Raw genomic sequence first — 18,154 nt, 5'->3', positions numbered from 1 at the left:
ATGTGTTTGTCAATCCCTTCTGAAATTTTAGACATAGATGAGTACAATAACGCCTTAGTACAAACCCTTGGCGTCAAAAGAAAGGTAAATTTAGACCTTATAGGTGAACCTTGTAAGGTGGGTGATTTTGTGCTAATTCATGTTGGAGTGGCTATGGAAAAGATTGATAAAATAGCTGCACAAGAAAGCATTAAGGTCTATCAAGAAATAGTTGGTAAAATGAATAATAACGAGATAAGTCAAAATGAAGGAGATTTAGGCTTAAATGAATTTCATAGATGAATTTAGAGATAAAGACACTATATTAGCCTTAAATCAACTTATAAAAAAAGAAGTGAAATTTCCTATAAATATAATGGAAATTTGTGGAGGTCACACGCATTCTATTATGAAATTTGCCCTGCCTTCAATACTTCCAAAAGAGATAAATTTTATACATGGTCCAGGCTGTCCAGTGTGCGTTATGTCTCGCCATAGAATAGACATAGCCTTAAAATTAGCCACTATGAAAGATAGTATTTTTTGCACACTAGGAGACTTATTAAGGGTACCTGGAAGTGAGTTTTCCTTGCTTGATTTAAGGGCAAAAGGAGCTGATATAAGGGCACTTTATTCTCCGCTTGAGGTATTAAAAATAGCTAAGGAAAACTTAGATAAAAATATTATTTTTTTTGCTATAGGCTTTGAAACTACTACGCCCATGACTGCCCTACTTTTAGAAAAAATCATAGAAGAAAAGCTAAAAAATGTTTTTTTGCATATTAATCATATTGTAGTACCCCAGCCCATTATTAGTTTAATGAGTGATAAAAATGCAAAGATAGATGCCTTTTTAGGTCCTTCTCATGTAAGCGTTATAACAGGTTATAAAATTTATGAACCACTTGCAAAAAGATTTAAAACTCCAATTGCAGTAAGTGGCTTTGAGCCCGTTGACATAATGGAAAGTGTTTTAAATATAGTACGTCAAAAAAATAATGATACCTTTGAAGTTTTTAATCAATATAAAAGAGCAGTTAGCAAAAATGGCAACGAAAAAGCACAAAATTTAGTTAAAAAATACTTTAAAGAAGTTGACTTTGAATTTAGAGGACTTGGACTTGTTGAAAATGGAGGCCTAGCTTTAAAGGATGAGTTTAGCGATTTTGATGCAAGTAAAAAATTTAACTGCGAAGTTCAAAGCAAAAAAGAAAATAAGACCTGTATTTGTGGGCAAATTTTAAAAGGACTTGCTAAACCTTATGATTGCAAGGTTTTTTCTAAAATTTGCAATCCAAAAAATCCTATAGGAAGTTGTATGGTAAGTGGCGAGGGTGCCTGTGCTGCTTATTATAAATACTACAAAGCTTAAAAACTTGACTTTTTATTTTTTTTTACAATATCCTTTTTATTTAAAAGAAGAAAAAATGATAAAAGAATTTTCACAAGAGATTATCGAACAATTAGGCTATTATGTTTACGGGCTTATTGACCCAAGAAATGGACGTTATTTTTGCATAGGCAAGGGAAATAGAGTTTTTGAACAATATTAAAGAAGCTGAGAAAGGTATAAATTCAAAAAAAACAAGTAATAAAATTCAAATAATCAAAGAAATACTTAACATTGATTTAAGTCCTATACATATGATTTTAAGACATGGCTTAAATGATGAGAATACTGCATTAGAATTAGAATCTGCATTTATAGATTTTAAGGGACTTGGAACACTAGATAATGAAGTAGCTGGAATAAATGCAGACCATGGAATCAATGTTGCAGAAATTTTACAACAAAATTACTCTAAAAAGGTATTTACAGAAAATAAAAACACGTCTAAATTTATGATTATAAAAATTAGACAAGATAAAATCGATAAAAGAATTACAATGCAAAACATTAGATAGTGGGTATTATGAAACCTGTCGTTTTGCTTGGAAAATTGACCCACAAAGAGCAAAAAACCATCCTTATGTTTTATGCGTTTTAAATGACGTAGTAAAAGAAGTTTATAAGGTAAATGGGGATTGGAAACCTGATTCAAGATATGTGGATAATATATGAATTTGAAGGCGAAGTAGCCCAAGAATATATAAGACAAATGTTTAAAGATAAAATAATCCCAGAAAAATATCGCAAAAAAGGACAAGTCTCGCCTGTGCTTTACTCAAAATCTTGTAATGAAAACTAATTATTTAAAGACCATTTAAACAATAATCCTAAAATGTGTCTTTTAAGATTATTTTTTAAAAGGCTTGATTATGAAACAAATTTCACTCGCACATGGAGGCGGTGGTGAAGAAATGAATGAACTTATAACAGAACTCATTTTTAAAACCTTTGATAATGAAATTTTAAGGGCTGCAAATGATAGTGCGATTTTAAGCTTAAAAGCTGATGAAATCGCACTTAGCACAGATAGTTTTACCCTTTCTCCTCTTTTTTTAGATGAGGATATAAACATAGGCAAACTTTGCGTTGTAGGAAGCACAAACGATATTTTAATGGTAGGGGCAAAGCCTTTGTTTATGAGTTTAGCCTTTATCATTGAAGAGGGCTTTTCCTTTGATGAATTTGAAAAAATTTTACAAAGCATAAAAGAAGAATGTATAAAAAATGATATAAAAATAGTTTGTGGCGATACTAAGGTAGTTCCAAAGGATAAGGGTGATAAAATTTATATAAATACCACTATGCTAGGACAAGTTATCAAAAAATGCGAGTGTAAGAATTTAAAAAACGAACTTGATATCTTAATAAGTGGAGATATAGGCAGGCATGGGGCTAGTGTTTTGATAAAAAGAAACGATCTTGATGCAAGTATTAAGAGTGATTGTAAGAGCTTAAAAGATGAAGTTTTAAGCCTTTTAAATGCTAATGTAAAAATAATTGCTATGCGTGATGCAACGCGTGGGGGACTTAGTGGAGTGCTTAATGAATGGGCAAAACAGGGCCTAAATGATATCTTAATATATGAAGAAAAAATCATAATCCAAGATGAAGTTAAAGGACTTTGTGAGCTTTTTGGATACGAGGCATACGAGCTTGCAAACGAAGGAACCTTTGTGCTTTGCGTTGAAAAAGAAGATAGTTTAAAAGCCTTAGAAATTTTGCAAAATTTTAATAAAAATGCAAATTTAATAGGGGAAATTTTAAACGAAAAAAACTCACGCGTTATTCTACAAACTGCCTTTGGGGCTAAAAGATTTTTAGAAAGCCCTAAGGGTGAGTTATTGCCTAGAATTTGCTAAATGCACGAACTTTCCATTGTCAGTTCTTTAATAGAACTTTGCGAAGAAAATGCAAGAGTTAAAAATGCAAGTAAGATTGAAGAAATTGTCGTTAAAATAGGTCGTCTAAGTGGAATTGAGATTGAACTTTTTAAACGTTGCTTTGATAGCTTTAAAGAAGGTAGTATATATTGTAAAAATGCCTTGCTAAGTGTTGAGATAACCCCATTTGAAATTCATTGTCTAAGCTGTGATAAAAAAAGCATTTTAGAAAAAAATATTTTTAGGTGTCCAAAATGTGATAGCATTGATTTAAAGGTGCTTAGTGGAGAGGATATGTATTTAATGCGTTTAATTATGACTTAATAGCTATGATTCTTATAAAAAAATCATCTTCATTTTTAAAGGGTGCAAAGCCCTTATTTTCTTCGCTAAACAATAATTCAAAACCCAAATTTTTAAGCTTAATTTTAAGTTCGTTAAAATCTAAAAATCTTCTATAATGATTTTCATATATAAAAGAGTCTTCGCTTACTTTTTCACCCTTTTCAAAGAGTGAGTTTTTCTTACCTCTTACCTCAACGCAAAATTTGCCACCTTTCTTTAAACCCTTATTTAGCCACGAAAAAAGCTTATTTTCATCATCTTTATTTATGCTATGTAAGGTAAAACGAGAATAAATAAGGCTAAATTCATTGACAAAATTTAACTCACAAAAATTTGCACATAAAAAGGTCAATTTATCATTTGCGTAGTGATTTTGCAAGAAAGAAATTTCACTTTCACACAAATCAACACCCAAAACCTCAAAACCTTTTTTTGCAAAAAATACGCTATCCCTGCCATTGCCACAGCCAAGTTCTAAAATTTTTTCATTTTTGCCTAAAAATTTAAGCACAAAATCAGCAAATAAAGAATGGCTAAAAGGTTCTTTATGAACTTTGTAAAACTTACTCCAATACGCTCTATCTTGATTCATTTTTTATCTCGTTTCTCTTTAATTCAATAAGTCTGTAAACTATGTCAAATGCGTAAATAAGTCCTATTAAGATAAAAAAGGCGTCAAAGTACTTAGTAAATAAAGAAAGGGCTATTAAAAAGCTTAATAAACTTGCATCAATGCCTAAAATAAAACCCCTGTCTAAAAGAAATTTTTTTAAGCCAAATCTTTTTATAGTTTTTAATTTTTTAAGCCTTGGAACTATTACAAAACTAGCTATAATTCCGTGTAAATTCATAATAAATAAGATAAAAATAAGGGCGTATAAATTAGTTTCAAAACAAAAAAAGATTAAGATAAAAACACCATTAAAGGCTATGTTATCTACAAATTCATCAAGAAATTTTCCAAATTTGCTTGACATATTTTTATATCTTGCTAACATGCCATCAATGTGGTCTAAAAAATCATACAATAAAAAGAAAATTCCAGCCACAAATGCCATTTTTAAGCTTATAAAAACAAAAGAAATTAAAACAAAAATTCCAGCAAGTATGGTTATTTGATTAGGTGTTATTTTAGTTTTTGCTAAGGGTAATAAAATAAATTTTTGTATGATTAAAACCCTTAACAAATATTCGCTAAGATAGTAGCTTTTCTTGCTTTCAAGCCTTTGGTCTTTTTTTAATTTTTCATCTAAATTCATTTTTGCAAGATTATTATGAAGCTTTCATCACAAAATGTGTTATTTTGATAAGAAGTTCTAAGTACATTTATCTCTATTTTTTCAAAATTTTTAAATATCAACCTTGCTTCTTCTTCATCAAAAAAATGTGCATTCATTCCATTTTCTGCATATGCTGAAAGACTAGGATTGCTTTCTCTAATGATAGTATAATTCTTGCTTAATTTTTCAGCCTTTTCGTATCTATAATCTTGGATATTCCTTGAAATTATCAAGGCCTTAGCACCCTTTTTTAAAACCCTATAAATTTCATTTGCAGCCTTTTGTATAATCTCTTCATTATTATAATCAAGTACGCCTATACAAATTAAACCATCAAAAAAATCATCTTTAAAAGGGATATTATCCACACTTGATAATTTTATTTTTGCCTTTAAAGAGTGCTTTTTTAAAAGCTTTTTAGTAAATTTTACGCCATTTTTAGAATAATCCATCCCATAAGCCTTAAAGCCATTTTCAGCTAAAAATTTAACATGCCTACCTGCCCCGCAACCTAGGTCTAAAATCCTATCCTTTTTCTTATAATTTTTAAAAACAAAAGGAATTACCGTGTGATGAGGGTATTTTATTTGATGCCTTTTTTGTGCATGATTGTTATGCCATACTTCTTGATTTTGCATATTTACTCCTAACAATTTAAAGAATTTAATAATTGTAACATAAAAAAACAATTTTGCCTTATTTTCTTAGTACTTATATTAAGCCATAAATTTACAATTTCTTTATTTAAAAGTTCAGCATTTTTTAAATTTTGCCTAGAAAAAATCAAATGATTTGGTATATACCAAGAAGAACAATCAATATTTGCCTTTCTAAGTTCTTCTAAGATAAATTCTCTATTATTAAGCAATCTAAAAGTATAGCGCCAAGGAATGCAATCTTTTGATAAAATAGGCTTTTTAATAAGCTTATGTTTTAATATTGATTCATAAATTTTTAAGTTTTTCTTTCTGTTTTTACAAATTTTATCAAGTTCTTTTAACCTTTTAAATATCAAAGGATTTTCTTTACTTTTAAAGAAAAAAGTATGTTCAAGTAATAAATTTTTTAAATTTTCATAATACTTTGGACTATTTTTATCTAAACTATAATACTTATGTCTATATTCATCATATTTTTGTAAGAAATTTTCTTTTAAGGGCAATTTTTTATTTTCTTTCTTTAAAAAATTTAAGCTAAGTTTATTACTTACTATACCCCCCCCATTGCCTATTTTCTAGGAATTTAGTATGTCCAAAACTAAGTATGCTTAAATCACATTTTTTATTTACCTTATAGGTTTGGGCACAATCTTCAAGTAAAAATATACTATGCTTTTTAGCAAAATCAATTATTTTTTCATCACAAAAATGCCCATAAATATGCACTAAAACTATGCAATCAATTTTTTGTTTTTTATAAATTTCAATTAAAGATTTAAAATCTAGTGTGTAATTTTTTAAATTAACATCGCAAAATATTACCTCACAACCTGCCTTAATCGCTGCACAAGTAATTTGTGAGCAAACCATACTTGGTATTAAAATCTTATTTTTACCTAGTCTTTTTAAATATAAAAAACTAAGATATAAAGCAGTAGTACCAGACCCTGTAAAAAGTGCGTTTTTCACCTTAAAACTAAGGGCTATTTTTTTCTCTAATGCATTCATTTTTATCCTTTGATTAAAACAAAATATTATATAATTTTACAAAGTTTAAATTTAGGATAGTAAATGAAAATAGCAAATTTTGATACAAATGAGAAAGTATTTATCATAGCTGAACTTTCAGCAAATCACGCAGGGGACTTAGATTTAGCTTTAAAAAGTATAACCATGGCAAAAAAGGCAGGGGCTGATGCTATTAAAATTCAAACCTATACCCCTGATAGCCTTACTTTAAATTGTGATAAGGATGATTTTTTGATTAAGGGTGGACTTTGGGATAAAAGAAGATTATACGAACTTTATGAGAGTGCGAAAACGCCTTATGAGTGGCATTCTCAAATTTTTGAGGCCGCACAAGATAATGGAATTTTATGCTTTTCAAGCCCATTTTGCCAAAAGGACATTGAATTTTTAAAACGCTTTGACCCTGTAGCCTACAAGATAGCGTCTTTTGAGGCAAATGATGAAAATTTCATTCGTTTAATAGCTAAGGAAAAAAAGCCTAGCATAGTTTCAACGGGCATTGCCACCATAAATGAACTTAAAAAAATAAAAGAAATTTTTGAAAGTGAGGGCAATGAAAATTTAATGTTTTTAAAATGCACCTCTGCTTACCCTGCCCTAGCACAAGATTTAAATTTAAGGGCGATTTTAAGCTTAAAAAATGAATTTAATGTAGAAGTTGGATTAAGTGACCACAGCCCAGGTTTTTTAGCACCTGTTATGGCAGTAGCCTTTGGGGCAAGGGCTATTGAAAAGCATTTTGTTATAGATAAGTCTATAAAAAGCGAAGATAGTGCCTTTAGCCTTGATTTTGATGAGTTTAAAAGCATGGTTGATGCAGTAAGGCAGGCTGAAAAAATGCTTGGGGAAGGCAGTTTAGAACTTACTCAAAAAGGCCTTAAAAATCGCGAATTTGCAAGAAGTTTATATGCAAGTGCAAATATTAAAAAAGGAGAACTTTTTAGCCTAGAAAATGTTAAAAGCGTTAGGCCAAATTTTGGACTTCACCCTAGTTTTTTAAGTATTATCTTAGGTAAAAAGGCTACAAAAAATATAGAATTTGGCACAGCCTTAAAAGAAAGTGATTTTGAGTAAATTGTTAAGAATTTAAGTTAAAATTACTAAGAAAATTTTTTATAAAAGGAAACAACATGAATTTAGAATATATATACAAATTTTTAGATGAAAATGGTCCTTGCTTTTTAGCTACGCTTGGAACTTGTGGTAATCCTAGACTAAGACCTATGCAAAGTCCACTTTTATTTGACAATAAAATATATTTTTGCACCTCAAATACTAAGGGGCTTTTTAAGCATATTAAAAATCACAATGGCATAGAATTTTGTAATTGCGACAAGGAAGGGACCTTTTTAAGATTAAGGGCAAATGCTATTTTTGAAGATAATAAAATAGTAAAAGAAGCCATGTTTAAAAAATATCCAAGTTTAAAAAATTTATATGAAAGCCCTGAAAATCCTAACTTTGAAGTTTTTTATCTAGCAAATTTAAGTGCAAGAAAACAAGGGCTTGATAATTCCTTTGAAAGTTTTAAAGAATAATAAAAACGCTTGATTATAATATCACAAGTTGTAACGATGAAGAATTAAACATAAAAAAGGGACTCAAAACTTCATTTTAATTTATGGTTTGATGATGAAAAAGAGATAAAGGCCTTATTTTTTATATCTTCTGGGCTTGGAGAAGATAGTAATCATAAGTATAAGGACAAACTAGCCAAATTTACAACTAGCGAATATCCAGTAGCAGTTTGCAGTGTGGATTATCATTGTATTGCAAATATAGAACCACTTGGAGCCACGCTAGATTATGATTATATAGATAAATTTATATTAAAAACAGCGTGTAAGAGTATTGATTTTCCTATAAGTGATGATGATATAAAAGATACACAAAGTATTAAAAATACTATTGCAAGAATTAATTGCCATATTATAAAAATGAAAAAAGAAGCTAAGATTTTAAACAAATTTATACTAAAACTTAGTACTAGTTTAATACCTGCTAGAAATGAATATAATAATTTTGGCATTATGGGACTTGGAAAAGAGATAGATTATACTAGATTTTCTTCAATGATACTTATACACTATACACGCGAGACTAATGAATATCATATTATAACTTCTTTCCATGATAAAACCTTATGGACCATGAATTCAAAACACCCTTATTTTTTCTCACCTTCTCGTAGACAAATTAGAAATATACTAAATGAAGAACACTTAAAAACTCAAAGTGCTTACCCAAAATCAAAATATATCTCTTATCATTCAATATTTGATAAAGATATTTCTCCTTATCATGAAAAGATTAAGCTTTATGAGTGTTTAAAAAATTTAGGCTTTGAGACCCGTTTATTTGTGGCAAAAGATAAAAAAGACATTGATGGCAAATTTATTAAAAACCTAAGGCATGGAATGGCTATGTCCTTAAAGACACTTATACAAAAGAAATTACCACCCCTGCTTGAAGAATTTAAGAATTACACCCCGCCAAAGCTAAAAAAACAAATCACTTATGAAACGGATGAGTACTTTTATAATTTTAGTGAAGCTAAAAATAAGATAAAACTAACATGCCAGAAAAAATCTTAAAACATTTTTTTATCTAAGGCATGTTGCCAAAAGGCAGTTTCAAGCTTAGTTACTACATGAAAAATTTGACTTAATTTTTCAAATTTAGTCTCGCTAATCTTTGAAGTATAAGAATTTAAAAAATCTTCAAATTCCTTAGTTTCACTTTGAAATTCCTCTCCTGCATAAGTTAGTATCCATTCTTTATAAATATGAGTTTTTAAGGTCTCTTCGCCTAAGTTTTCAAAAATTTCCTTTCCTATATAAGCATAGCCTATAGCACAAGAACTAAGTGCTACTAACATATCTAAAAAATCCCCACTTTCTCCAACGCTTAGCATATAACGCGTATAGGCTAAATTTACTAAGCTTTCATCCTTTAAATTTAAGTTATTTGCATCTATGCCTAAATTTAAAATGCTTTTGTGAAGTTCTAACTCGCCATTTATTATATAATTTTGAAATTTCATAGCAAAACGAAGTTCTTTAGCATTATTTGCATTTATAGCAAGTCTTGCATAACACTTTGCATAATTTATTAAATAAAGATAATCTTGCTTTAAATAAAACAAAAAATTTTCCCTATCTAAACTTTGATTCTCAAGCCTTTTTACAAAGTCATGGTGCAGGTAAGAATCCCAAATTTCAGTGTTTTTGCTAATTAAATTTTTGAATAACATTTTCTTTCCTTTTTTTAGATTTTTAATAGTATAATAAAAAACTATAAATAATTTTAAGTTTTTTAATAGTAAAATAGCAATTCAAATTTATTTTAAGGAGAAACAAATGGCAACATTTGACGATGTGAAAGCAGTTGTAGTAGAGCAGTTAAGTATAGATGCAGATGCTGTTAAGCTTGAATCTAAGATTATTGAAGATTTAGGTGCTGATTCTTTGGATGTGGTTGAGTTAATCATGGCTTTAGAAGAAAAATTTGAGATTGAAATTCCTGATGCAGATGCTGAAAAGCTTATTAAAATAGAAGATGTTGTAAATTATATTGAAAATTTGAAAAAATAGTTTTTTAGCCGGAGAATATTCTTGAAAAGGGTAGTAGTTACAGGCATTGGAATGATAAATGCACTTGGTTTAGATAGGGAAAGTTCTTTTAAAAATATCTGCGATGGTAAAAGTGGCGTTAAAAAAATAAGCCTTTTTGATGCTAGTGAATTTCCAGTACAAATCGCTGCGCAGATTGATAATTTTGACCCCTTGCAAGTAGTCGATGGTAAAGAGATTAAGAAGATTGACCGCTTTATACAACTTGGCATTAAAGCAGCAAAAGAGGCCATGAGTGATGCAAATTTTGATGAGAATTTAAATTTAGATGACTTTGGCGTAGTTTCAGCTGCTGGGATTGGTGGCTTGCCGAATATAGAAAAAAATTCGGTGATTTGCGAACAAAGAGGACCTCGTAAAATTTCCCCATTTTTCATTCCTTCCGCCCTTGTAAATATGCTTGGTGGTATTATTTCTATAGAATATAAATTAAAAGGACCAAATATATCTTGCGTTACAGCTTGTGCCGCAGGTACGCATGCAGTAGGCGAGGCCTATAAAAGCATAGTTTTAGGCTGTGCTAGTAAGATGCTAGTAGTGGGGGCAGAAGCTGCCATTTGTCCTGTAGGCATTGGTGGATTTGCTGCTATGAAAGCCTTATCTACTAGAAATGATGACCCTGCCACTGCGTCTAGGCCCTTTGATAAGGAAAGAGATGGCTTTGTAATGGGTGAGGGTGCCGGGGCTTTAGTATTTGAAGAATACGAAGAGGCTAAAAAAAGAGGGGCTAAAATTTATGCTGAGTTAATAGGCTTTGGTGAAAGTGCTGATGCTTATCATATCACATCGCCAACCCTTGAAGGTCCTATGATGGCTATGCAAAAGGCTTTGAAAATGGCTGGTAATGTTAATGTAGATTACATAAACGCCCATGGTACCTCAACCCCTGTAAATGATAAAAACGAAACTGCAGCAATTAAGGCAGTTTTTAAGGATAAAATTCCTTTGATTAGTTCTACAAAGGGACAGATTGGTCATTGCCTGGGTGCTGCTGGGGCTATTGAGGCTGTTATTAGCATTATGGCTTTAAATAAAAATATAGTTCCACCTACTATAAATCAATTTATTAAAGATGAAGAATGTGACCTTGACTATGTGCCAAACAAGGCAAAAGAGACAAATTTACAAGTAGTGATGAGTAATTCTTTTGGCTTTGGTGGTACAAATGGTAGTATAATTTTTAAAAAAGTAGAGTAAAATGGCTTCTTATTTAGATTTTGAAAAAAATATTCAACAAATTGACGAAGATATTATAAATGCACAAATTAAAGGCGATAGCGATGCTGTTGCTATTTTGAAAAAAAATTTAGAAAAAGAAATTTCAAAAACATATAAAAATTTAAGCGACTTTCAACGTCTTCAACTTGCTCGTCACCCTGATAGACCTTATGCACTAGATTACATAGAGCTTATTTTAAGCGATGCTTATGAAATTCATGGAGATAGAACATTTAGGGATGACCCTGCTATAGTGTGCTTTATGGGCTATTTAAGCGATAAAAAAATCATAGTAATAGCCGAACAAAAGGGAAGAGGAACTAAGGAAAAAATAGCTAGAAATTTTGGAATGCCTCATCCTGAGGGCTACCGAAAGGCTTTAAGGGTAGCTAGAATGGCTGAAAAATTTAAAATTCCTATCTTGTTTTTAATAGACACCCCGGGGGCTTACCCTGGCATAGGGGCAGAAGAAAGAGGACAAAGCGAGGCCATTGCTACGAATTTATACGAACTTAGCGACTTGCAAACCCCTACAATCGCTGTTGTAATTGGAGAAGGAGGTAGTGGAGGGGCCCTAGCTATAGGCGTTGCTGATAAATTAGCAATGATGAAAAATTCGGTTTTTTCTGTGATATCACCTGAAGGATGTGCTGCTATTTTATGGAATGACCCTACAAAAAGCGAGGCGGCTACTAAGGCTATGAAAGTAACGGCTGATGATTTAAAGGCACAGGGTTTAATTGATGATGTGATAAACGAACCAACTAACGGGGCTCATAGAAACAAAGAAGCTGCTGCTGTTATGATAGCTGATTATGTTAAAAAATCCCTTGATAAACTTCAAAAAATGGACGTGCGAGAACTAGTTGCAGCTAGAATGCAAAAAATTCTCCAACTTGGGGCTTATAACGAAGTGAATTTAAAGGAAAAGTAGAAAAAAGTTACTAAATTAAGGAAATTAAAATTTAATTTCCTTAATAGTATTTTGTGCATTTATAAGTTCGAATTTATCTCATAAGTTTTTTTCCTTTACAAGTTTTTGCAATGCTATATTTTTAGCACCAACAAAGCTTTTTTCTAAAAAATAACTTAGGATATGTTCTATCTATATTTAGCAAGGCACTATAAGCATAAATTGGATTATATCCTCATTCATTTATCTTTTTAAATTCCTTACAAGGTTCACTTAAATCAAACAAAAGTTCTTTGTCATAATCATTAACAAAACCAGCTAAAAGTTCAGTTGGCAAATTACCATAGCCATACCACTAATAGAACAATCGATAACAAGTTTTTTTATTTTTAATACTTTCTTTTGCCTTTAAAGCTAAGGGCAAGGCTAAATTTAAGTTTTGGTGTAAGTGTAAAATTATTAGGTATATTTTCATCAAAAATTTGTAAAATTGAGTTAAAATTTTCTAAGTTAAAACTTCCAAAGGTATCTACAGGAGAGATTCCAAAAGATTCTAATTGTAAACACTCATCAAGCAAAAATTTAATATCATCCTTGTTATATTTTATAATAGCTATTGGATTAAAAAAGTTTATAGCCTAAGTAGCGTATTTTTTAACCTCTTTTAAATATTCTTTATAAAGGGCTATTATTGCAAAGTTTATATATTTAAAACTTTGAAATTTTGAAAATTCGCATCTATCTACTCTAATCATCATAGAAATTTTAGACTCTTTTTTATCAAATTCTTTTAAAATAGTATCGATATCTTTATACTATTAAAAAATAGCATTTTTATTGGCAGTGCAATCTTGCAAAAAACCAATCTAAATAATGTCTATTTTAGAAATTATCAAGCCTTGAATAATTGCTTTAATTTTTTTCTTCACTAAAAAGCCCTTGTTAATATAAACACCATCCCTTAAAGTATAATCTACAATTGATATTTATATTTTAAAGCTAATTGTTTTGACATAATAAAACAACCATTTACCAATAATATAGCTTAGAAAGATTTTTTAAATTTGTATAAAAATGTGCGTTAAAATGCAAAGGACCATTTTTATAAAATAAAAGATTGTGAAATAACACAAGTAATTAAAGAATCATAAATACTAAAATCTAAATTCAAATACTCATCAATATCATTTTTAATCTGCTTTGTATCAAACAAAGAAGTAGCATAAGGTGTATAAATTATGTGTTCATTTTTTAAATTTAAAGCAATGTTTTAGTCATAAATTCTATATTATCGCCACTTTTTTTTATTTCTAAAATAAATTTAACCTGCATTAAATCAATATATTTTTGTAAATTCTTGTCATTACTAGCTATAATAATTTCACTAATTAAATCAATTTCTTTTCAAAAAATCTATCTTTATTTGCAATAAATTTGCGTGATTTAAAGACCTTATTTATAAATTATCTTTTGTTTTCTAATTGGAATAATAGCACTAAACATTATATATCTTTAAAGCATTCATAATATAAATTTTCATTTATATTTTTTAATGTTTTTTCATATTCTAATAAAGGCAAAAAATTAACAGATTTAACATTAAAATATTTTTCAATAAAATCTTCTTAATTTTATTAAGCAATAATATTCTTTAAGATTAGACTAAATAAGGACATTTATTAAAACATTTTGGAGAAAGCAAGGCTAAATGAATTTCATCTACCTTACTATCTTGCAATTATAACATATCAACTTTAATAGCACCTGTAAAAATAGCCTCATCAACAAGAATGATTTTTTTTATTTTCAAGCAAATGAAAACTAAGTTACATATTTTTATAAAGATAACTCTTTCTACATTTTCAATCTCAAAAGCCCTTTCGCTTACTTGTATCTTTTTTTTAAAGCTGGTAAAAATGAAATTTGAAGGTAGGACGATAAACCAACAACATAAAATATCCCGCTTGATAGCACAAGCACTATATAATCAATATTTTTAAATTATCTTTGTTTAAAAATATTGCCAATTTTTTTTCTAAGTTAATACGAAAATCACCTACATTTTGATTAAAAAATAATATCATTTGCATCATTTTTATATAACAATCTTAAAGAACAATATTTTTGTTTATAGCTTATAATGTCTTTATCTAAACAATTAAAATTAATTGTTTCACCATTTATAACATATAAACAAAGTTTATATGCAAACTCATCGGCTAAAATTTAACCTTTACAAATTTCATCTTGTTTTTCATCAAAGGCACATAGCTTTGAATATTTTATAAAAATGATACTATAAAACTTTTTAAAATTAAAGTTATTTGTCTGTTCTAATATAATTATATTAATGTTTTTGTATTTTTTTAATAATTCTTTATAAAGCAAAAAATCATTCTTTAAAATAATAATGCTTTTTGAATTAAGCACACTAAGATATTTTTTTAATCTTGTCTTGGAATTATTGCAAATTTATCATTTAATTGTCTTTTTAAATATTTTTCAAGTTTATTATGTAAATAATTTATTTTATCTAGCAAAACGTATTCTAGTATTTTAGGCAAAGTTTTTAGTAATATTTTTGCACCAATAAAATATACAAACAACAAATATAAATTAAAATGCATTTTCTATAAAGCCCCGTTAAGCGATTTTACTAAATCAAAATTAAGCAAAATAGCTGTTAAATAAAGGCACAAAGCACGACTTTCTTTTTCATCATATTTTAAATGAAACCACATTAACTATGAAAAATGCATAGTTTGTGTAAATTTTATTTTTAATTCATAATATTCATATTGTGACAAAGGATATTTTACGATAAGTTTTCGCATTGCTTTTTTTAATCTTTGCATAATTTAAAAGCAATTTTTCATCACCTAATTTAAGTATAAATTCACTACACTTTACTTATTGCAATTAAACTTGCCTTTGAAAGATCTGTACGTATTAAATCATAAAGTCCATCAAAAAAAATACCATAATTTTCCAAAATTATGGTATATATCATACCCTTCTAACTCATCTCTAGAAACAGTTAAATAAAATCATCGTTATCATCGTCAATTAACATATTTTGAAAGTGTAAAATTCCATGCACATTACTAAATTTTTTAGACTAAAAAAGCGTATTTTTTGTTCAAAACTATGTAAAATTTGTACTAAATTTAATAAATTTGGATAAGTTTTATTATTAATCTTTATACTTTTACTTTTTAATATTAAATCAAAAGCTTTGATATTTTTTATCTTTTCAAGTCTTTTAAAAACCCTTTGAAAATGCTTTGCGTCAACCAAATTACTATTTGCTTTAAATAAAACAATCTTATATAAATTTTAAAAATTAAAATATAAAATTTTTTCAGTAGAAAATTTATTCTCAATAATCTTTTTTCTTAAATTTTATAAATCATAAAAAGGCATTGAAAACCACGATTCATTGTCACTAATCTTATAATCTAAAATAATAGGCAAGTGATTTTGCAAATTCTTTGATACGGCTTTAAGCTACCTAATCTTTGCTATTAATTTTTCATTTCCATTTGTATCAGCAAATTTTTTAATATTTATCTTAAAAAGTCCAGCAAAAAAATCACCCTTAAGTTCTTTATCATTTGTCTTATTAATATCTATTTTTTTAGGTCTAATCAAAAGATGATTAACTAAAACTTCAATATAAGGCAAATTTAATACTTTATTTGCTTTTTAAGCTTTAAAATATCTTTATCATTAAGATACATAGCCCCATAATATGCAATCCAAGGTAAAATTATCTGCTTTTTAGCACTTACTTTATTTCATCCTTTTCTACAATAAGCGATAAACCCTTTGTATAAAAACTATTTCTTTTTTTCTACTAAAACCTTTATTTAATCACTATTAAAATCAATCTTTCTATATATTTAAGCTCAAAAAATGTATTGCCATTGATTATTAAAAGTCCGTTTAAAAATGTTTTATTTTACAAAAATAAAACATTAAAGCTTTTTTTATTAATATTATCAACTTCTAAAATTTCAACACCAAGATTTAATTTTTCAAAATTTAAAACCCAATCTTTTTTAATGCAAATACTATATTTTCATCTTTAAAACCAAGTAGTTTTAAAATTTGCAAATGATATTCTATTAAATTTAAATGTCCTACGGTTGAAGCAAAACACAAAAGAAGTTTGTTTTTTTGTGTTATCATAAGACCTTCATTTTATGCATTCATTGTGATTCTTATCATATCTAAATCTTTCAAAGTATAAACAGATAAACTTTTACATTCTTCAACCTTTACATAAATAAATTCTTTATTATTTTCAATAAATCTCAACGTTTCAAGTCCTTCAATGCTTTCTAAATAACCTTGTTTAGTATTTACAAAAAATTCTAAAGCCTTTTTGTTATAAGCTAAAACTCCTATATATTTATAATAACTAAAATTAATCCTTTTAAATGATATAAAATAGACATTCTAGATATATATAAGGCCTTAAATATTCATCAAAAACAATCTTTATATTTGAACTATCAAGCATATAAATAAGCTTGCGAATTAAATTTAAAACATATTCTTTATTATGTATAATTTGCTTATTTGATAAAATTTTATTTATTAAACTAGCACTAAGCAATGATTCATCTGCGTTAATTTGCATATAAAATCTGCATTTTCAATTAAACTAACTGCATGAATCTTAGAAGTAGCACTTTCAAATTCATTGGTTTTTATACAAGGGATTAAAATGTCTTCACAAACTTTTATTATTCTTTCATTGTCACTAGCAACTACTATTTTTTAATATTTGATTTTTTAGCATTTTGATAAACCCACCAAATCATAAACTTACCTAAAATATCACCCAAAGACTTTCCTAGAAATCTACTTGAATTATATTGCTGAAATTACGTCTCAAATTTTCAAGACGCAACTTAACAAAATAGGCAAAAAGTATAAATTTATACATTTATACTCTCGTAAGCTTATTTTCATATAGAAAACCAAATATTGCTAAATAATCATATTTTATATCAATACTTTTTTTTGATTAACTTCAAAACGAAAAACCCTAGGACCATAATTATAATGCCAAATTTTCATATTATTAATAGGGCAAATAAAATTCCATTTGTAAATAAATCAAAATGCTTTAAATCTTACGAATTTTTATGTTTTAAACCCATTTTATAATTTAATGGACCTTTATCATAAAGCACATAATGCTTAAGTTATCAAGCTATCAAAATCATTTTGCAAAGCATTTTCGTAACTTAATTTTTTTCTTGCATTAATTTTTCATATAAAAAAGGTGAAATAGCACAAGTCTGTGCTAAATGTCCATTTTTTATAATATCGCACAAATAAATCAAAAATTCGCCAAATAGTCTGCTTTTATCAGCATATTTTTGGGACACAAAATCACTTCAACTTCCATATTTTTAGCCATATCAAGTATAAGCTCACTACCACTACTTACAATGATACTTGAAAATATTTTTGAATCTTTTACCTATATAATTTTTCTTGTAAGCGAATTTTCATTTTCTCCAAAGGGTAAGATATTTTTATTTGGCAATCTTGATGAATTTGCCTTAACTAGAATCACAACTGTTATTTTCATTTTTATCCTTTAATAAACTTTAAAAAAGTTTAAAAATTATCAATTTTTGTATTGAAACTTGTATTTTTCAAACTTTTTTGGGATTAAAAATGTTTTTAAGCTACAACAAAGCATATTAAAGTTTTATAATTAATGATTTTTTGAGATTTAGGTGATAGTTTTAAGTAATATTAATACTTTAAATTTATAATTTTAAAGCATTAAACAATTTTTTAATTTTT

Annotated in this window: 25 protein-coding genes and 1 pseudogene; 14 read left to right on the top strand and 12 right to left on the bottom strand. The window is 28.0% G+C overall.

The genetic code is table 11. The features are described 5' to 3' along the window. The 7 genes from FMM58_RS00110 (at nucleotide 1) to hypA (ending at nucleotide 3,573) form a co-directional block, all read left to right on the top strand. Nucleotides 1-282, top strand: a complete 282-nt coding sequence (locus FMM58_RS00110; protein WP_150139234.1) for a HypC/HybG/HupF family hydrogenase formation chaperone — start codon at nucleotides 1-3, stop codon at nucleotides 280-282. After that, nucleotides 266-1,351 carry a hydrogenase formation protein HypD gene (gene hypD / locus FMM58_RS00105; RefSeq protein WP_150139233.1) on the top strand — a complete coding sequence of 362 codons (1,086 nt, stop codon included), beginning with the start codon at nucleotides 266-268 and terminating at the stop codon, nucleotides 1,349-1,351. The genes FMM58_RS00110 and hypD overlap by 17 nt, the downstream gene beginning before the upstream one ends. A gap of 55 nt (nucleotides 1,352-1,406) precedes the next feature. Further along, a complete protein-coding gene (locus tag FMM58_RS09060) occupies nucleotides 1,407-1,532 on the top strand; it encodes a hypothetical protein (RefSeq protein ID WP_263312774.1) in 126 nt (41 codons plus the stop codon). After that, nucleotides 1,519-1,884 carry a hypothetical protein gene (locus FMM58_RS00100; protein WP_150139232.1) on the top strand — a complete coding sequence of 122 codons (366 nt, stop codon included), beginning with the start codon at nucleotides 1,519-1,521 and terminating at the stop codon, nucleotides 1,882-1,884. Before FMM58_RS09060 ends, FMM58_RS00100 begins: the two co-directional genes overlap by 14 nt. Before the next feature lie 113 nt (nucleotides 1,885-1,997). Beyond that, the gene (locus tag FMM58_RS08550; protein WP_190317908.1) at nucleotides 1,998-2,168 is read left to right on the top strand and encodes a hypothetical protein; all 171 of its coding nucleotides are present in this window, start codon (nucleotides 1,998-2,000) and stop codon (nucleotides 2,166-2,168) included. Between the two features lie 70 nt (nucleotides 2,169-2,238). Further along, nucleotides 2,239-3,228, top strand: coding sequence for a hydrogenase expression/formation protein HypE (gene hypE, locus FMM58_RS00095; protein ID WP_150180245.1), 990 nt, complete (start codon nucleotides 2,239-2,241; stop codon nucleotides 3,226-3,228). Further along, a complete protein-coding gene (hypA, locus tag FMM58_RS00090) occupies nucleotides 3,229-3,573 on the top strand; it encodes a hydrogenase maturation nickel metallochaperone HypA (RefSeq protein ID WP_150139230.1) in 345 nt (114 codons plus the stop codon). Here the strand turns inward: hypA and FMM58_RS00085 are convergent. The 5 genes from FMM58_RS00085 to FMM58_RS00065 are packed head-to-tail and all read right to left on the bottom strand — an operon-like array spanning nucleotide 3,563 to nucleotide 6,541. Further along, nucleotides 3,563-4,186, bottom strand: a complete 624-nt coding sequence (locus tag FMM58_RS00085) for a class I SAM-dependent methyltransferase (RefSeq protein WP_150180244.1) — start codon at nucleotides 4,184-4,186, stop codon at nucleotides 3,563-3,565. The genes hypA and FMM58_RS00085 overlap by 11 nt on opposite strands. Next, on the bottom strand, nucleotides 4,173-4,853 hold the full coding sequence (locus FMM58_RS00080) for a CDP-alcohol phosphatidyltransferase family protein (RefSeq protein WP_150139228.1): 681 nt from the start codon (nucleotides 4,851-4,853) through the stop codon (nucleotides 4,173-4,175). Before FMM58_RS00080 ends, FMM58_RS00085 begins: the two co-directional genes overlap by 14 nt. Further along, entirely contained in the window at nucleotides 4,850-5,512 is a 663-nt protein-coding gene (locus FMM58_RS00075) for a class I SAM-dependent methyltransferase (protein ID WP_150180243.1), read from the bottom strand. The genes FMM58_RS00080 and FMM58_RS00075 overlap by 4 nt, the downstream gene beginning before the upstream one ends. An 8-nt stretch (nucleotides 5,513-5,520) precedes the next feature. Beyond that, nucleotides 5,521-6,036, bottom strand: coding sequence for a hypothetical protein (locus tag FMM58_RS00070; protein WP_150180242.1), 516 nt, complete (start codon nucleotides 6,034-6,036; stop codon nucleotides 5,521-5,523). 40 nt (nucleotides 6,037-6,076) lie between these two features. Then, nucleotides 6,077-6,541: an aminotransferase class I/II-fold pyridoxal phosphate-dependent enzyme gene (locus FMM58_RS00065; RefSeq protein WP_150180241.1), complete on the bottom strand. Its 465-nt coding sequence runs from the start codon at nucleotides 6,539-6,541 to the stop codon at nucleotides 6,077-6,079. 63 nt (nucleotides 6,542-6,604) lie between these two features. Here FMM58_RS00065 and pseI point away from each other — a divergent pair, with 63 nt between their 5' ends. The 4 genes and pseudogenes from pseI to FMM58_RS09050 all read left to right on the top strand — a co-directional run bounded on the left by pseI (nucleotide 6,605) and on the right by FMM58_RS09050 (nucleotide 9,156). Beyond that, nucleotides 6,605-7,636: a pseudaminic acid synthase gene (pseI, locus tag FMM58_RS00060; protein WP_150150865.1), complete on the top strand. Its 1,032-nt coding sequence runs from the start codon at nucleotides 6,605-6,607 to the stop codon at nucleotides 7,634-7,636. Nucleotides 7,637-7,692: 56 nt separating this feature from the next. Then, nucleotides 7,693-8,100 carry a pyridoxamine 5'-phosphate oxidase family protein gene (locus FMM58_RS00055; protein ID WP_150150862.1) on the top strand — a complete coding sequence of 136 codons (408 nt, stop codon included), beginning with the start codon at nucleotides 7,693-7,695 and terminating at the stop codon, nucleotides 8,098-8,100. A 66-nt stretch (nucleotides 8,101-8,166) separates the two neighbouring features. Further along, nucleotides 8,167-8,586 (top strand): annotated as a pseudogene (locus FMM58_RS09055) (DUF2920 family protein); the annotation flags it as partial. A 6-nt stretch (nucleotides 8,587-8,592) separates the two neighbouring features. After that, entirely contained in the window at nucleotides 8,593-9,156 is a 564-nt protein-coding gene (locus FMM58_RS09050) for a DUF2920 family protein (protein ID WP_150180272.1), read from the top strand. Here the strand turns inward: FMM58_RS09050 and tenA are convergent. Continuing rightward, on the bottom strand, nucleotides 9,153-9,815 hold the full coding sequence (gene tenA / locus FMM58_RS00045; RefSeq protein WP_150150852.1) for a thiaminase II: 663 nt from the start codon (nucleotides 9,813-9,815) through the stop codon (nucleotides 9,153-9,155). The genes FMM58_RS09050 and tenA overlap by 4 nt on opposite strands. Before the next feature lie 106 nt (nucleotides 9,816-9,921). On the opposite strand from tenA, the gene acpP reads away from it, so the two are divergent. Genes acpP through FMM58_RS00030 form a run of 3 tightly spaced genes read left to right on the top strand, consistent with a single transcriptional unit; the run spans nucleotide 9,922 to nucleotide 12,346 of the window. After that, a complete protein-coding gene (gene acpP, locus FMM58_RS00040; protein WP_150150849.1) occupies nucleotides 9,922-10,155 on the top strand; it encodes an acyl carrier protein in 234 nt (77 codons plus the stop codon). Between the two features lie 21 nt (nucleotides 10,156-10,176). Then, a complete protein-coding gene (locus tag FMM58_RS00035) occupies nucleotides 10,177-11,391 on the top strand; it encodes a beta-ketoacyl-ACP synthase II (protein WP_150139218.1) in 1,215 nt (404 codons plus the stop codon). A 1-nt stretch (nucleotide 11,392) separates the two neighbouring features. Further along, nucleotides 11,393-12,346, top strand: a complete 954-nt coding sequence (locus tag FMM58_RS00030; RefSeq protein WP_150139217.1) for an acetyl-CoA carboxylase carboxyltransferase subunit alpha — start codon at nucleotides 11,393-11,395, stop codon at nucleotides 12,344-12,346. A gap of 368 nt (nucleotides 12,347-12,714) precedes the next feature. Here the strand turns inward: FMM58_RS00030 and FMM58_RS00025 are convergent, their stop codons facing one another. The 6 genes from FMM58_RS00025 to FMM58_RS08825 form a co-directional block, all read right to left on the bottom strand. Further along, nucleotides 12,715-12,903, bottom strand: coding sequence for a hypothetical protein (locus FMM58_RS00025; RefSeq protein ID WP_150150846.1), 189 nt, complete (start codon nucleotides 12,901-12,903; stop codon nucleotides 12,715-12,717). Between the two features lie 2,929 nt (nucleotides 12,904-15,832). Further along, entirely contained in the window at nucleotides 15,833-16,009 is a 177-nt protein-coding gene (locus FMM58_RS08545; RefSeq protein WP_190317906.1) for a hypothetical protein, read from the bottom strand. 360 nt (nucleotides 16,010-16,369) lie between these two features. Further along, a complete protein-coding gene (locus FMM58_RS08540) occupies nucleotides 16,370-16,516 on the bottom strand; it encodes a hypothetical protein (protein ID WP_190317905.1) in 147 nt (48 codons plus the stop codon). A 247-nt stretch (nucleotides 16,517-16,763) separates the two neighbouring features. Beyond that, the gene (locus FMM58_RS00015) at nucleotides 16,764-16,970 is read right to left on the bottom strand and encodes a hypothetical protein (protein WP_150150843.1); all 207 of its coding nucleotides are present in this window, start codon (nucleotides 16,968-16,970) and stop codon (nucleotides 16,764-16,766) included. Between the two features lie 133 nt (nucleotides 16,971-17,103). Then, complete coding sequence (locus FMM58_RS09280; protein ID WP_150139272.1) at nucleotides 17,104-17,178, bottom strand: hypothetical protein; 75 nt, start codon at nucleotides 17,176-17,178, stop codon at nucleotides 17,104-17,106. Between the two features lie 405 nt (nucleotides 17,179-17,583). After that, nucleotides 17,584-17,727 carry a hypothetical protein gene (locus FMM58_RS08825; RefSeq protein WP_223810126.1) on the bottom strand — a complete coding sequence of 48 codons (144 nt, stop codon included), beginning with the start codon at nucleotides 17,725-17,727 and terminating at the stop codon, nucleotides 17,584-17,586. Nucleotides 17,728-18,154: the final 427 nt, after the last annotated feature.

This window comes from Campylobacter sp. LR291e (assembly GCF_008633915.1).
In the GTDB taxonomy this organism is placed as follows: domain Bacteria; phylum Campylobacterota; class Campylobacteria; order Campylobacterales; family Campylobacteraceae; genus Campylobacter_D.
Note: the sequence above shows the minus strand (reverse complement) of the source record. Positions and strands in the feature narration are given on the sequence as shown.

Bases quoted from the DNA above. Each gene is read 5' to 3' on its own strand.
- FMM58_RS00110 (WP_150139234.1), top strand. From the start codon at position 1: ATGTGTTTGTCAATCCCTTCTGAAATTTTAGACATAGATGAGTACAAT.
- hypD (WP_150139233.1), top strand. From the start codon at position 266: ATGAATTTCATAGATGAATTTAGAGATAAAGACACTATATTAGCCTTA.
- FMM58_RS09060 (WP_263312774.1), top strand. From the start codon at position 1,407: ATGATAAAAGAATTTTCACAAGAGATTATCGAACAATTAGGCTATTAT.
- FMM58_RS08550 (WP_190317908.1), top strand. From the start codon at position 1,998: ATGGGGATTGGAAACCTGATTCAAGATATGTGGATAATATATGAATTT.
- hypE (WP_150180245.1), top strand. From the start codon at position 2,239: ATGAAACAAATTTCACTCGCACATGGAGGCGGTGGTGAAGAAATGAAT.
- hypA (WP_150139230.1), top strand. From the start codon at position 3,229: ATGCACGAACTTTCCATTGTCAGTTCTTTAATAGAACTTTGCGAAGAA.
- FMM58_RS00085 (WP_150180244.1), bottom strand. From the start codon at position 4,186: ATGAATCAAGATAGAGCGTATTGGAGTAAGTTTTACAAAGTTCATAAA.
- FMM58_RS00080 (WP_150139228.1), bottom strand. From the start codon at position 4,853: ATGAATTTAGATGAAAAATTAAAAAAAGACCAAAGGCTTGAAAGCAAG.
- FMM58_RS00075 (WP_150180243.1), bottom strand. From the start codon at position 5,512: ATGCAAAATCAAGAAGTATGGCATAACAATCATGCACAAAAAAGGCAT.
- FMM58_RS00065 (WP_150180241.1), bottom strand. From the start codon at position 6,541: ATGAATGCATTAGAGAAAAAAATAGCCCTTAGTTTTAAGGTGAAAAAC.
- pseI (WP_150150865.1), top strand. From the start codon at position 6,605: ATGAAAATAGCAAATTTTGATACAAATGAGAAAGTATTTATCATAGCT.
- FMM58_RS00055 (WP_150150862.1), top strand. From the start codon at position 7,693: ATGAATTTAGAATATATATACAAATTTTTAGATGAAAATGGTCCTTGC.
- FMM58_RS09050 (WP_150180272.1), top strand. From the start codon at position 8,593: ATGGGACTTGGAAAAGAGATAGATTATACTAGATTTTCTTCAATGATA.
- tenA (WP_150150852.1), bottom strand. From the start codon at position 9,815: ATGTTATTCAAAAATTTAATTAGCAAAAACACTGAAATTTGGGATTCT.
- acpP (WP_150150849.1), top strand. From the start codon at position 9,922: ATGGCAACATTTGACGATGTGAAAGCAGTTGTAGTAGAGCAGTTAAGT.
- FMM58_RS00030 (WP_150139217.1), top strand. From the start codon at position 11,393: ATGGCTTCTTATTTAGATTTTGAAAAAAATATTCAACAAATTGACGAA.
- FMM58_RS08540 (WP_190317905.1), bottom strand. From the start codon at position 16,516: ATGATAACACAAAAAAACAAACTTCTTTTGTGTTTTGCTTCAACCGTA.
- FMM58_RS00015 (WP_150150843.1), bottom strand. From the start codon at position 16,970: ATGCAAATTAACGCAGATGAATCATTGCTTAGTGCTAGTTTAATAAAT.